Source organism: Paenibacillus sp. JT22N15 (genome assembly GCF_059383755.1).
Genome location: NZ_JBXENV010000013.1, coordinates 94,999 through 108,541, shown reverse-complemented (window position 1 = coordinate 108,541; position 13,543 = coordinate 94,999). Strand labels below are relative to the sequence as shown.

The window sequence follows — 13,543 nt, the reverse complement described above, 5'->3', positions numbered from 1 at the left end:
CAGCATGCTGAGGCAACAAAAAAACTGCAAATCGCCCTATGGCGATTTACAGTTTCGTTAACCTTTTATGTTTCGTGCTTAGGGCGTCCTATAGACCCTCCGCCAGCTCGCATGCTTATTTGCCTGCGGTCCAGTTGAAAGGCGATGACACTTAAAACAATCAAGCCCGCGGAAAAGGCTGCCAGCAGCCATACTGACTGGTTCACCTCCAAATGATCAAGCCCCCAGCCCATCGTTAGCGGAAGCACGGCGCCGCCGACACCGCCTGCTGCAATCATAAAGCTAGGGGTAGATTCCTCTGCCCCTGGAAGCAGCTTGCTCGAAAAGACGAGCGCAATAGAGAACACGCCGGACATGGCGAGTCCCAGCAGCAAAATGACCGCGAACGCCGACCATACCTGGTTCATAAACGGAAATAAGATGAACAGCAGCACCGTCGCCCCGCAGCTCGCCATAATGTACACCCGGTATTTGATTTTCTCGGCAATGACGCCAGCGAACAAACGACCGAAAGCCATTGCAATCCAGAAGCAGGTTACACTGAGCGTTGCTCCTGCCTCCTTCATGCCTAGCTTCTCAATGAGAATGGCTGGCATAAAGTTTGCAAGGCTCATCTCCGTCCCTACATAGAGGAAGAAAAACACAATAAATAAGGAAAAAATAACCCATTCCTTGCCTTGATAAAGCGGCTTGCCTGCGCGCTTCGCTTGCTGCCGTTCCGCTGCGGCGGCTGCGACTGACTTCTTCAGCACCGCATCCAGCTCGCCGAAGGAGCCTTTTGCCCATAAGAACAAAGTCAAAATTGCAAAAAAAGAAACGACCAAAAAGGACAGCTTCCAATAATTGGCCCAAATCAGGCCGCTTGCTATAAGTGGCATGACCATGGCGCCAACGCCGAAAAATACCTCAAGCCGGCTCATCGCGACGGCCGTTTGATTTTTGACTGCTGCGATTATAATCGTTCCGATTACCGCTTCAATCATGCCAAACCCAAAACCGGCTACGATGGCAATTGCATACAGCCAGCCCCAAGGCGGCAGCAGCATAAACATAAATTCAGCGGCAAACAGCATGCCAAATGCCAGCAGCAGTCCGCCTCTTTTGCCCAAATGCCGATTCAGCCACGGCGAGAGCAGCACTCCGACTAGAAATCCGCCGAACTGTGTGAAAATGAGTGTGCCGCCCTCGCTGTAGGCTTTACCATAATGCTCGAGCGCAACGGGCAATACAGAGCCCAGCACAACATGGGCAAGCCCGATAATGAAATAAGATAAACAGCCTAGCCAAATCAATCGTTTCATCATATACTCCTTCTGGAAAATAAGATTACCAGAAACAATTGTATGATAAATGGGAGCTAAGAGCTAGCAGATTCAGTAATTTACTTTAGCGTAGATTTTCGTTGCAGCACGTTTAAAGTCTTCACTAGAAAATGAGATAGACTTACCCCTCCTTGTTTGATTTGATATTGGAAAGCTGTAAGTTTATGCAAAGCTATGGCATTCCATGCTGTAGCCCCGATCAGTACGCCCCCTCCAAAATAAAGCTCCGCTCGACTATCGCTGAATTTGCCCGCGATCATCAACGCGGACGAAACGAATGCCAGAGCAACCGGGCCATATCCATTGCGTTCACGCGCACGATACGCCATCGCAGCAACTGTTGCCATCATCATTAGAGCCATAAGAGGCAATAGCCAAGGACGTTCCAACCCTCTCCCAACACCTAAACCAATGATTTCGAACAGTCCCATATAGGCGGAACCGCAAATGGCACATTTTGGCAGCACAATGAGCGCTATTCCTGGTACTACAGATGTAAAAAAACGATAAGACAACCTTCGTCTGCCCTTAGGCTCAGGGATTGCTGATAATTCAGCAATCCTCCGGGACAGGAATGCAGCATCATAAACGTCAGCACCAGCCTTCAGGCTTAATACCCGAATTCCATTAATATATAGCCCATGCTCTTTTTTTCGTTTGATATACGAAGGTATTCTCGGATCTCCCGCCAACCATTCCGACCACGTGGATAGTTTGTTTTGGTTATCTAAAGCTTGTTTCAGACACTCCCGCAGCCTCCCCAGCACAGCATTATCCTCTGATCGAACGATATCGATTCGCAACCCTATCCCTCCATGCCCAAATGCCGGATTTTAAAGGGGCGAGTCGCCATATGGGGATTGGTGATGAGTGTATCTGCAATACCCGCCATTGGACGGTCAAAAGGATAGCCCAACGCTCTGCTGTCTGGATACGGCTGATTTTGATTCGTTACACCACAGAAGCTAATTGAACCGCAGGTGCTCTCACTCACCTTGTCTTCATTCCAATCTGTCAGCATAACCATCATCACATACGGCATTCCCTCCTCGTTGCCGCGGGGCAGCAGCAGCGTATAAGGCCAACCACACTGACAGCCTCTATCTCCTTGTGTTCTTTCAGGATTAGGCTCTAATACCGCTGGTTTTTGAATAACAGAAGACTCTTTAGCATTCTGATAAATGACATTTTTACCAGGGGAAAGCTTGGCGACAAACTTATCCATTTCAATCCATGAGCGGTAGTCCTCTTGCGTTTGCTCAGGTGCAATAAAAATACGTACGGTCGATTCGATATCACGCGAGGATAAGTTTTCTACACGTAAAAAATAAGCAAACCCTTTATGGGTCAAATATTTAATTTGTTCATACATTTTGTAAACCGTTTGAAGCTCATCCGTCGTTGTAATGGTGGCTCCTCCACCTTCAAACGGTCCGTCCTGGAAAGCTGCTTCCCAATCGGCGAAAGCCTCTTTTCCAATCTGCTGCAAGTCTCCTACTGTTGGCAGACCATCTTCCCTGCACAAAATAATTTTATTTATTCTTACTTCGGGCCCGCCTCCGAAAGCATTAACCGGCATTCGCTGGAGAAATTCGTCGTAAAGATTATCAACTTCCTTGTGCCAACGCCAAAAGAACGCGTGACGGCAAGCTGTTGCCGGATCTCCCATAAGCTCATCCTCTACAGTTGAGGTTGCAACAGACAAATTCACAACAGCCCCATGCCCTGATCCGTGAAAATTATTTTCTCGTTGGGAATCATTCAAATTTTCCGGCTCATTTGACGCTCTCCATTCCGTATCATTGCCAAGCAGATCTACCGCTTTTTTCGGATTGTTGAGATAAAGCTCGAATTTGCCTTTTATGCCTGTGCGGCCATTTTTCAGCTTGGTAACATCTTCTACTGCAAGTTTTCTGTTCCCGCTCGAAGGAAGGCCCGGATCATACGGATCAACTGGCCCCTCATATTGACTAAAGGCTTCTACACGTAAAAGATTGACTGACAATCTTTCCGCATCATATCGGGCTAGCATTTGCCGATGCATATATAAGAACATTTCTCCGCCGCGATCCACAATCTTACGGCGATCATAGACAACATGCCAATGAATATGATGCTCATTGAGTAATATATCCTCGCGAAATTGCTTAATATCAGGCTCGCCTGTACTCACAGCAGCTTCAAATGAAATGGCCCCTCCGGCACCCCGCATTTCGAGTAGAATTTGATTTTCCACATTTAGCTTAATAAAGTCAGGATATTGTTTTTCTAATGCTGGAAGCTCGAGTCCGCGCACATCAGGATGGTGAACTAAAAACAATCTCATGCCATACTGCGCAGCCAAAACATCTTTACTTGCTGTATCCTGCGCAAACGCTGCTACGATTTGTGCAAGCCCACTTTCATGATCACTCGCAACTGCCAAAATATGCTCATATTTTCGGGCAAAATCGCCCGCCACTTCCAACTGTTCATTATCAAATGGCGAAAATGGATGGATGGCCCCTAATTCTCTTCGAGCTATGTTTGACGGGGCAATCCTTTCAACTCCTAAAGAAAAAGGTTCCGATTCCAAATTTTCAATTTCAGCATGAAGGGGATTTACAAACAACTCCTCAAGCTTGCGATTTAATTCCTTTACGTTGATGTCTGACACAGGCACACTCTCCTTACAATACTTATTGCATTTTTATTTAATCTTATTTTTTCGAAGAGTTTTAAAATTTATACATTTTTATATTTATGGGAAAATAAAGAAAACAATCATTTCCTCCCCATGCTTACTGCGTTCATAGAATCAGTAAAATGAAAACAAAAAAAGCCGCTGTCCAGATCATGGACAGCGGCTTCATCCTTTGACTAAAAGACACAAACTATTTAATTAGATAACGCCAGTAAGCTATGAATGCGCGCTCCGCTATGATTGCCATCCAATCGCAGAGCGGCGCCAAACTGCTCCGCCGCCTGTTTACGCTCCCCAAGCCCAAGAAGGCCTAATCCCATCATATAACGGCAATGAATTTCGTTGCGTTTGCTCAGATCATCCTCGAAAACGAGGAAATCTGGCAGCGAAACGGCAAAATAATCAAATTCAACCCGGTCGAAAATATGCTTTTCCGCATAATCGAGCAGCTTATGGAAGCGTCGATTTGCCTCCGGGTCGTTGCCCAGCTTTAACCACGACAACCCTTGATAAAAAATCATATCTGGCGGCTGGTCATTGTAATACAGCGCGCTAGCAGGCTCCTCCAGCCCTTGAGAAGCCTGCTTAAAGCAATCTTCCGCTCTAAGCGGATCATTCAGCGCTTCATACGCACAGCCTAAATAATAATAAATATTGTTTTCCTGTGCGCCATGCAGCTTGCCTTCGCCATAATGCTCCGGATAGACGAGCGCCATGTTCAGCAATTGTATCGCATGGGACGCATTCCCCTGCTGGAGCGCCTGTTTGGCGAGTTCAATATGCGTGAACACATGCTGTCCCGTCACTTTGCCTTCCCCGCCCTCCCAAGGATGGAACTGGCGTGAAGCGAGCGCAGCTACTGCTTGACCATGCTGCCCTGTCGCATTGAGCAGCGTGACATATTCGATGTACAGGTCGTCGCGGAGCTCGACAAGCGTCCGCTGCTGTTCTAGCTTGGCGAGCCGCTGCTGAGTAGGATGCCCTAGCTTTTTATATAGCTGATCCAGCTCATAGCAGACGCGGGCGTCGGTCTGATCGAGTGCGAAAGCCAGCTCGAGTGCTTCAAGCGCAGCTGCCTCGTCGCCACTTTTATTGTAGTAGGCGAGTGCTAAGTTGCGATGGACGGTAGCAAAATTCGGTTCTGCTGCGCGCGATGCTTCCCAATGGGCAATCGCATCGCAATGCCGTTTCTTGTCATACAATAAATTGCCCAAATAATAATGCGCCTTCGCATCGTGCGGATTGGCCGCAATCGCTTGCTCCAGCACGATCAGCTCAAACAAGCTGTTCGGGAAGCAATAATGGGGAGCAGCAGCTTCCGCAGCTTGGCGCGAGGCAGCCGCGGCTTCCGTGTGGCCTGACTGCTCATACGCATAAGCAAGCGTATAATGCAGCATCGGGTAGACCGCTGCCGCGCCATCTGCTGCTGCAACCTCTAGTGAAGACACGATGCACGCAAGCACCGCAATCGCTTCCTCATGCAGCCCGCTGCCGATATAGTCGGCAGCTAAATTCAAATAATTGTGCGCATCGCCGCGCATAAGCCGCTGCAGCTCGGCGCGCGCCTGATCCGCCAGCTGCTGCTGCCCCCCAGCAGCCAGCGCCAAGCAGCGCTCGTTGGCCGATCCGAAATCGGCCACATCGAGCCCGAGCGTTTCCGCCGCGAAGGCTATCGCCTCATCGCTGCGTCCAAGCTTGCGCAGCAGCGCCGCCTTCAAATGGCGCGCTTTATAATTGCGAGCGTTCCGCACGATGGAACGCTCCACCAGCTCCAGCGCATCCGCAAGCGCGCCTTCCGCGCAAGCGATCTGCGCCAGCGAGAAGTAGCTGGCATCCTGCCAAGCCGCTGACCATGTTGCCTTGTAGAAAGCAGCGAACGCTTCTTCGCGCTTCCCCTGATGCTTCAAGGCAACACCAAGCTGATAAAGCGCCTCGCTGTCATACGGATTCGGGTTGCGCGACGTCAGCGACTTAATGGCGGTGCGGAAATACCCTTCCGCCTGCTGAAATTTCCCCTGCCGCAGCAGCAGCGTGCCATAGGCGACATTAATCCGGCTATCGCTGGCATCGCGCTTTAGCCCTTCCAGATAATACGCCTCCGGCTCAAAGGTCGCGTGGCGATATTGCTCCAAATGAAGCCCCGCCAAATACAGCTGCTCATTGGTTTTGAGCGCAGCAGGCGCTTCAAGCGGCTTAGCCGCATCGGGTATTTGCTCAAGCGAAGGCTTGGCAGGCTGGTAAGAAATGAGCAGCTTCCCTGCCGAATCACGGACCGACAGCAACAAATCAAAAGCCTGATCCGCTTCATCCCATGTGACGATCGACTTGAATATGTCGTTCGGTGACAGCTTCACCTTCTCTTGAATATAGCTGCGTCCCCGTCCACGCAGCTCGATCTGGGCATCCTCGAACACAGCTGTTGCATAAACGTAAACGACAGCTTCCCGCGCCTCTTCATCGACCTCCAAATTAACAGCGGCATCGATGGACGCATTTTTGACGACCCCAATATTTTTGTAGGGCATAAAATATTGCTTGAACGCCTTCTCCTCATACGGCTGAAGCCAGGTGAAATCCGGCTGATTGTCCGTATATACGCCCGTCATCAGCTCAATATAAGGCCCGTCCTCATCGGTCAGATTGCGATCCCAGGCGATGCCGAACTCGCCATTTCCCCATGTCCACTGCTTTTTGCCGGGGGAAATATGATGGTTCGCCACATGCAGCAGCCCCGCCTGCACCCCATGGTCATAGCCTCCAACAAAATTATAGTCGGATTTGTAAGCCATATAAGAGGTTGGCACAGGAATGTTGCGATAGCGGGAAATATCAACGCCGGCGGAATAATCCATTTTATAATATGTGCCTGTCGCTATTGGAAACCGGCTTACGTCCCGCTTGCCGTGGTCGAACACCGCTGTGACGTCAGGAGGAAATACCGACTGCGTATGCTCATTAACCGCTACGGCCGGATTGGCCCACCATAAAAAAGTTTGCGGCTGAGGCGTACGGTTGTAAAGCTGGGCGGAAATTTCCAAATACGCCTTGCCTGGATAGAGCGTAAAGCCAGCCGTTACCTTCGTTCCATACATGCGGTCAATTTCGCTGACCCACACCGTAGCGCTGCCGTCTTTATTTTCAGCCAGACGATATTCTACAGGCCCGTAGGTGTTTGGACGATGATGCTGCGGCCAGTTGAATTCAATGCCCCCGGAAATCCAAGGTCCCGCGAGCCCCACCAGCGCAGGCTTGATCACCTTGTTGTAATAAACGAAATCATAGTCATTCGTCTTATCCAGCGCCCGATAAATGCGGCCGCCCAGCTCCGGCATCATTTCGATACGCACATATTCATTTTCGAGAATGACGAGCTTGTAGGGCTGAAGCTGCTTTTCATTTTCGATTTTATCAATTACGGGATGCGGGTACACCCGGCCCGAGCTGCCCTGATATACTCTTTTTTCTAAAAACATCGGATTTCGCTCTGGTTTGCCTACGCCATATGTCGGTATGGAAACCGTCTCTTCCCAAATCTTCACTTGCTGCTCCAACGTGATTCCTCCCTAGCTTTAATGCTTTAACTTTAGCGCCTGGGAGCAGGAGATCCAATTCACGATACACTTGTTCTAATGGACTATATTCTGATTTCAATAGACACCGATAGAACTGACTTTCGCGCCAGCTCTTCACCTCCATCTAGGCAGCTGCATACACTGCTGGAAAAACTAAGATTCTGAAAGGCAGGCCGATCATGAGTACAGAATATGTAGACCTCACATCACCCGCATTAAATTTGTTTTACGATGTCAATTGCGCCCCCTTGTTCCATAAGGACTCCTGCAATTACTTAAACCAATTAACTGCACATGAATTGCCTGTGCTAAGAAGCACGTCGTTTTTCGATGCGCATATGACCAAAAATCATATTGTTGAGCCCCATTGGCATCCCAATACGACGGAGCTTGTATTCGTCACGCATGGTGAAATTGTCGTTTCGATTTTGAATCCTTTCACAAAGCAGCTGCTTACTTACCGGGTGTGCGATCACCAGGCCGTATACATTCCAATGGGCTGGTGGCACTGGATTATTGCGTGCAGCGAGTATACGCATTTTATTACGATTTTTGATGACCGCTGTCCACAAACGGTATTTGGCTCTGACGTGCTGCGCATTACCCCGAAGGAAGTATTCCAGCTCGCCTATTGCGTTAATGCCGGACAGCTCGCCCATGTGCTGTCGCCGATTCAAAATACGACTATTATCGGACCAGCCTGCGTTAATGCCCAAGCTGGCGCGAGTGGATACGGAGGCTACGGCCACGGATCGGCGCAAGGCGTACAATGGCGAATTGGCAACCCGCCGCCGCAAGCTTTGGATGAAGAGGAAGAACAGGAGCAGGAGCTGCAAAGGTAACAGCAGCTTCCTGTCCCCGCAAACCTAGCAAAACACCAAAAAGGCACACAAGCTTCACCTTATTAGGTGCAAGCATGCGTGCCATTTGTATTGTCACAAAGCCCCAAAACAATTAAAGCTTGTAATTAGGAAGGATTTTTGTATAATTCGAGGGATAAGCTGCCCCTATATCCAATCTTTTTTTAAAAATCATTTTAAAAAAAATCATTCTTTCCAAAATCATTCATTGTGAAATGGAGTTCATTACATGTTAATTGAAACAGAGCGGTTGCGTATTCGCGCTTTTAAATCCGACGATTGGAAGGCTGTGTGGGCCTATACCTGCGATCCTGCTGTTATGACTTACATACCCGGAGGCGTGCAAACAGAAGAAGGCGCTAAACAGTTCGTTCTAGATAATATCGGAGACCAGACGCAAAATTACGCTGTACTGTTGAAAAACGGCGAACCGCTTATTGGGCATCTTGTGTTCCATAACTATTTTGGAAATCATACCTATGAAATTGGCTGGGTATTCAGCCCGCATTATCGCAATCAAGGCTATGCCTCGGAAGCCGCACGCTCCATGCTGAAATATGGGTTTGAGGAGCTGCAGCTGCACCGAATAATTGCCACCTGCCAACCCGAGAACATCCCCTCCTATCGCATGATGGAGAAAATAGGCATGCGCAGAGAAGGCTTTTTCAAAAAATGCATTCCTAATGGCGCCCATGCTTGGTGGGATGAGTATTACTACGCTATTTTGCATGAAGAATGGCTCAGCCTCACTTGCTAATCAACAGCGACAGCAGCCCAGCCGCAATAAGCGGACCGACTGGAACACCTTTAAAAAAAGCAACGCCAATGATCGTCCCGATAATAAGCCCGGTCACGATCGTCGGCTGGCTGGACATGAGATGAAAGCCGCGCCCGCCCAAATAAGCAACCAGCACGCCGACGACGATGGCCGCTATCGATTTCCAATGGAGAAACGATTCATAGACCGATTTCATACTGATCGTCCCGCTTGCCAGCGGCGCAAGAATGCCAATCGTCAATATGATGATGCCCAAAGTCAGACCGTGTTTCTCGATCCACGGGAAAGCCTGATGCACATTCGTTACCCGGAGAAGCAGCAGAAATAAGGCAGCGATGGTGATGGAGTTGTTTTTGCTCAATATGCCCAGCAGGGCGAAAAAAAGCAGCAGGACAGACGGCGTGTCGATTTGCGGCATTTGCTGAATCCCCTTTCTCTTAATAAGCAGTAGTTTGTCATTCGTCAGGCTCTATTACTCCTTGCAAGGATTAGCGTCTTCGATTGCGACGTTTGTTCCATTCCAACAGCTCCATACAGCCGATAAACAACGCGAATAAAATGAACAATGGAATCGTCTTGCCGAACTCCATTAATTTGAACAGAGGAGCGACAATAGCGGTTGTCCCCACAATAATTAGTCCCAGCACCGAAAGGCGCCATCCCGTAAACATAAACGAACTTCCTCCCAATCCTTTAGCAAAATGACCAAAGAGCCTGCCCGCGGCAAGCTCTCTCGTCCTGTACGGCTATGCAGCTAGCCTTGAATAATCGCAACGGCAAGAATGGCCCAGCCGATCAAAAAACAAAGTCCGCCTAGCGGAGTAATCGCACCCAGCTTCTTCACACCGCTGAGGCTAAGGGAGTAAAGGCTGCCGCTGAACAAAATAATGCCGGCAAAGAGAAACCAGCCTGCGGTTACGACGAGCCCACTCGTCAATACCCCGCCCGCTAAAATGCCGGCAAGCAGCAAGCCAAGCGCGTGGGCAATCTGGTATTGCACCCCCGTCTGAAAAATAGCCAGCATGTCGGCGGAAAGCTTCTTCTTCAAAGCATGCGCGCCGAATGCGCCGAGCATTACCGATAAAAACATATTGATGCTGCCAAGCAGCAATAAAGTCGTCATTTTGCCCTCCCGCATCTTCCTATTATTCACTATAGCTTTGACTATTGTATCATTATTACTAGTAACAACCTAGATTAAATATTATGCGCAGGCGACTGGCATGGCCACGTATAAGCGAGCAGCTCAAAGCCTCGCTTCGCCAAAATCGGACGGCTCATTGGACTTGCATCCACCGTCATCAAACGAAAGCCCGCCTGCCAGGCAGTCTGTGCCCGAACAGCCAACAGCGCTGAATAATGCCCTTTGCCGCGGTATTCCGCAAGCGTAGATCCGCCCCAAATGCTTGCGAAGGACGTTCCTTCGTGCAAATACATCCAGGCGGTACTGACCATTTGGTCTCCGTCATAAGCTGCGTAGATGTGCAGTCCGATTTGCTTATCCTGTAAATCCTGCTTTAATCGCTCGCCATGCTCGGCATGCGGCACGCCCCACACCGCTTCTTCCAGCGCGACCAATGCATCAATGCCCGCTGCATCCGTGACAGGGCGAATCGAAGGCGGAATTTCATACTGAAGCAGTTCATGTCCATCAGCAAGCTGAATGACCATCATGGCCTCTTCTTCGCCGATGTCGAAGCCATGCGCCAGCAACCGTTCTTTGAGATTACTAGGCTTGTCATCGCTATACACCTTCCACTCAAACGATTGCCCCAGCTCGCGGAAATACGCCAATTGCTCTGCAATGGCTTCATCAACGTTATTTTCGTTCAAATCTGTATACAGGACGAAGCCGCCTTCGCTCTCATTTTCCAGCGCGATTTGCCGGATGACTGCGCCTTTCTGCTCGCGACGATAGCCCGGAAACGTAATATCGATTCGCTGCTCCTTCGTGAATAAAGCTATTAGCTGCTCTTGGTTCATCGTCCGCTCCTTCTTCTTGCCTTGTCTTCAAGCCATCATTGTTCAAAATCAATGACATCATGCTTTATATATATCGTCTTGCGTTGTTTTCCTTCTTGGCCCAGCCGAATGTTGAATGAATCTGTTTTGGCAAGCGCCGCATATTGCGGCTCGCTAATGGCCCTTGGAATGGCGCTGCGGATTAGCCCGACCGCAAACTGATGAAATAAAACCAGCTCTCCCCGCATCATATCCTCAATATCGCCGCCCAATATTTCCCCCCCATAAGCTTTGCGCTGCTCGTTCAAATTCGTCATCAGCTCCGGAACGAACTGATACAGCCAGGCGGTATTATAGTTCTCGAAATAAGGCTCCGAATCATCGTATCCTTGCTCGCCATAGGCCTCTACCCGATAGGCAAATAATTCGTCCGCGTTGGAAGATGCCTGCAAGCTATATTCAATAATGCTAATGGCTCCAATCAGCCGCTCCTGCTGCCTGGCATAAAGCCGATGGCATAACTGGCGAAAAGAAGACAAAAACAGCTCAATCAGCTGTTCTTGATGGATGTGGTAATAACGATTTTCCTGAAACACCGTTTGCTCAAGAGCAGGTATAAAACAGTTTTTATAAAAATGACGGAGCATCCGCGCTTTCCGGGTATCTTTCCGCTCTCGCCGCCTGCACGACTCTTCTCGTCCAAACCCTGTTAGCCTGATCCACTTGAAAGCTGCCCCCTCGGCATCTTTGCTGCTGTGGCCTGTACCGCTCAAAGCCTTCCCTCCTCCAACCATTATCCCATGCGCGCATGTATATCGCTTTTATATATGTACACGGCGCAGCCCGTCTTAAATGACATCGTATTTATCTTTTAATTATATCGGTGGGAAATGTTGGATTGTTAAGAGGATATTTCAACAGATGCCAAGAAACCTTGTGTGGCGCAAAAATATAGCAGCTGGCGAAATGGTTAATTTTTCTCGATTGAAGCTTGCAAATGATGATTAATCCGCAGCAGCAGCGAAATCATCAGCTCGTACTCCTCTGCGGAAATAACCTTCTTCACTTCATCGTTTACCGACTCATTAATAGCGGTTGTTTCATTAATAAGCTGCCGTCCCTTGTCCGTAATATAAACAGCAAAGCTGCGGCGATCCTGAACGCCAGGCCGCTTATGAATCAGCTGCTCCTTCTCCAAATGGTCGATAATCCGGGTAACGGTTGGATTTTCCTTGCTTGTCCGCAAAGCAATTTCCTTCTGAATCAAGCCATCCGACTTGCTAATTTGAATGAGTACCGACCACTGCTCTGGCGTAATCGCATATTCTCTCAACCGTTGCTGAAATAAATTAGTCAGCTTGCGATAGGTCATTCCCATTGTAAAACCTATCGATTGCTCAAGTCCCTGATAGGGCATAATCCTGTCCTCCCACTCTAAAATAACTCCAGCTGCTCTACCGCTGGCGGCTCTGGCTCATTTCGAACAAAATAAGGCCCCTCCCCATCGGGGCAGTTCATTCCAAGCAGGTCCATCAGTTCTTTGGCATTATCAGCCGCGTCCCCGCCGGAGTTATTGTTAAAAATAATGCAAATATGCTTGCTCTGCTGCTGCAGCTCCTTGATGTTGTCTGCCCATTCTCGCAGCTCTACGCTGTTATAGCGATACAAATAACGAACCTCGCGCCAATTCGGCGCTCCGCTCTGATTCCAGCCAGCTGCATTTCGGCCATGCAGCCTAACCAGCGTCAGCTCCTGATCGGTCGCTTGCAGCACGGTCGGCACCGAGCCGACACCCGCCTGCGGCTCATCGCATACGCTGTGGATCCAGCCCTCGCGCTCCATAAACGCCAGCGTCTTCGCCCGAAACTCCGGCATAAACCAGCTCTGATGGCGGAACTCCAAAGCACAGCGAATGCTGCCCATTCTGAGCTTCGTCTCGCGAAGCAGCCGGACATTGTCCTGCGTGCAATCAAACCATGGCGGATATTGAAAAAGCACAGCAGTCAGCCGCCCAGCCTCCATAACCGGCTCAATGGATTCGCGAAAAGCGGCGAACATCTGGCCCGTGTCATTTAATGCCGCAGCTGCTGCTGCCTCACCGCGCTGATGCCCCGTCATGCCCTGATACGCTTTTATCATAAAATGGAGCGAGTCCGGCGTTTCCGCTACCCATTTGGCGAACCGTTCCCGAGATTGAATCGCATAGAAGGAGCTGTCTACTTCGACGACGGGAAAATATTTGGCATATTGGCCCAGCCTGTCCTTCGCCTTTGAACCGGGAATATAAAGCGAATCATGGTCACCCCAGCCTGTAAGTCCGATTTGAACAGCCATCATTCGGCTCCTTTCTTATGTCCTTGGCATGT

The 13,543-nt window shown here is 49.4% G+C and carries 13 protein-coding genes; 2 read left to right on the top strand and 11 right to left on the bottom strand.

Annotated elements, in window-relative coordinates:
* Window positions 1–65: 65 nt before the first annotated feature.
* From AC50X8_RS23935 to AC50X8_RS23920, 4 genes are all read right to left on the bottom strand, one after another.
* Window positions 66–1,301: an MFS transporter gene (locus AC50X8_RS23935; RefSeq protein ID WP_494881927.1), complete on the bottom strand. Its 1,236-nt coding sequence runs from the start codon at window positions 1,299–1,301 to the stop codon at window positions 66–68.
* Window positions 1,302–1,381: 80 nt separating this feature from the next.
* Window positions 1,382–2,125: a hypothetical protein gene (locus AC50X8_RS23930; protein ID WP_056035494.1), complete on the bottom strand. Its 744-nt coding sequence runs from the start codon at window positions 2,123–2,125 to the stop codon at window positions 1,382–1,384.
* Window positions 2,126–2,127: 2 nt separating this feature from the next.
* Complete coding sequence (locus tag AC50X8_RS23925) at window positions 2,128–3,978, bottom strand: hypothetical protein (protein ID WP_494881920.1); 1,851 nt, start codon at window positions 3,976–3,978, stop codon at window positions 2,128–2,130.
* 221 nt (window positions 3,979–4,199) lie between these two features.
* On the bottom strand, window positions 4,200–7,556 hold the full coding sequence (locus AC50X8_RS23920; RefSeq protein WP_494881918.1) for a DUF5107 domain-containing protein: 3,357 nt from the start codon (window positions 7,554–7,556) through the stop codon (window positions 4,200–4,202).
* 200 nt (window positions 7,557–7,756) lie between these two features.
* On the opposite strand from AC50X8_RS23920, the gene AC50X8_RS23915 reads away from it, so the two are divergent.
* Window positions 7,757–8,419 (top strand): cupin domain-containing protein, encoded by a 663-nt coding sequence (locus AC50X8_RS23915; protein ID WP_494860656.1) that lies wholly within the window; start codon window positions 7,757–7,759, stop codon window positions 8,417–8,419.
* Window positions 8,420–8,666: 247 nt separating this feature from the next.
* Window positions 8,667–9,194: a GNAT family N-acetyltransferase gene (locus tag AC50X8_RS23910; protein ID WP_494860658.1), complete on the top strand. Its 528-nt coding sequence runs from the start codon at window positions 8,667–8,669 to the stop codon at window positions 9,192–9,194.
* On the opposite strand, the gene AC50X8_RS23905 is transcribed toward AC50X8_RS23910, so the two are convergent.
* The 7 genes from AC50X8_RS23905 to AC50X8_RS23875 all read right to left on the bottom strand — a co-directional run bounded on the left by AC50X8_RS23905 (window position 9,184) and on the right by AC50X8_RS23875 (window position 13,511).
* Window positions 9,184–9,633, bottom strand: coding sequence for a DUF441 domain-containing protein (locus AC50X8_RS23905; protein ID WP_494881916.1), 450 nt, complete (start codon window positions 9,631–9,633; stop codon window positions 9,184–9,186). The genes AC50X8_RS23910 and AC50X8_RS23905 overlap by 11 nt on opposite strands.
* 70 nt (window positions 9,634–9,703) lie before the next feature.
* A complete protein-coding gene (locus AC50X8_RS23900; protein ID WP_056035480.1) occupies window positions 9,704–9,886 on the bottom strand; it encodes a hypothetical protein in 183 nt (60 codons plus the stop codon).
* Between the two features lie 83 nt (window positions 9,887–9,969).
* On the bottom strand, window positions 9,970–10,338 hold the full coding sequence (locus tag AC50X8_RS23895) for a DUF423 domain-containing protein (RefSeq protein WP_056035479.1): 369 nt from the start codon (window positions 10,336–10,338) through the stop codon (window positions 9,970–9,972).
* Window positions 10,339–10,412: 74 nt separating this feature from the next.
* Entirely contained in the window at window positions 10,413–11,198 is a 786-nt protein-coding gene (locus AC50X8_RS23890; protein WP_494860661.1) for a GNAT family N-acetyltransferase, read from the bottom strand.
* 35 nt (window positions 11,199–11,233) lie between these two features.
* Window positions 11,234–11,950: a hypothetical protein gene (locus AC50X8_RS23885; protein ID WP_056035474.1), complete on the bottom strand. Its 717-nt coding sequence runs from the start codon at window positions 11,948–11,950 to the stop codon at window positions 11,234–11,236.
* Between the two features lie 197 nt (window positions 11,951–12,147).
* Window positions 12,148–12,594: a MarR family winged helix-turn-helix transcriptional regulator gene (locus tag AC50X8_RS23880; RefSeq protein ID WP_056035471.1), complete on the bottom strand. Its 447-nt coding sequence runs from the start codon at window positions 12,592–12,594 to the stop codon at window positions 12,148–12,150.
* Between the two features lie 17 nt (window positions 12,595–12,611).
* On the bottom strand, window positions 12,612–13,511 hold the full coding sequence (locus tag AC50X8_RS23875) for a DUF72 domain-containing protein (RefSeq protein WP_056035468.1): 900 nt from the start codon (window positions 13,509–13,511) through the stop codon (window positions 12,612–12,614).
* Window positions 13,512–13,543: the final 32 nt, after the last annotated feature.

Bases quoted from the DNA above. Each gene is read 5' to 3' on its own strand.
- AC50X8_RS23935 (WP_494881927.1), bottom strand. From the start codon at position 1,301: ATGAAACGATTGATTTGGCTAGGCTGTTTATCTTATTTCATTATCGGG.
- AC50X8_RS23915 (WP_494860656.1), top strand. From the start codon at position 7,757: ATGAGTACAGAATATGTAGACCTCACATCACCCGCATTAAATTTGTTT.
- AC50X8_RS23910 (WP_494860658.1), top strand. From the start codon at position 8,667: ATGTTAATTGAAACAGAGCGGTTGCGTATTCGCGCTTTTAAATCCGAC.
- AC50X8_RS23905 (WP_494881916.1), bottom strand. From the start codon at position 9,633: ATGCCGCAAATCGACACGCCGTCTGTCCTGCTGCTTTTTTTCGCCCTG.
- AC50X8_RS23900 (WP_056035480.1), bottom strand. From the start codon at position 9,886: ATGTTTACGGGATGGCGCCTTTCGGTGCTGGGACTAATTATTGTGGGG.
- AC50X8_RS23895 (WP_056035479.1), bottom strand. From the start codon at position 10,338: ATGACGACTTTATTGCTGCTTGGCAGCATCAATATGTTTTTATCGGTA.
- AC50X8_RS23890 (WP_494860661.1), bottom strand. From the start codon at position 11,198: ATGAACCAAGAGCAGCTAATAGCTTTATTCACGAAGGAGCAGCGAATC.
- AC50X8_RS23880 (WP_056035471.1), bottom strand. From the start codon at position 12,594: ATGCCCTATCAGGGACTTGAGCAATCGATAGGTTTTACAATGGGAATG.
- AC50X8_RS23875 (WP_056035468.1), bottom strand. From the start codon at position 13,511: ATGGCTGTTCAAATCGGACTTACAGGCTGGGGTGACCATGATTCGCTT.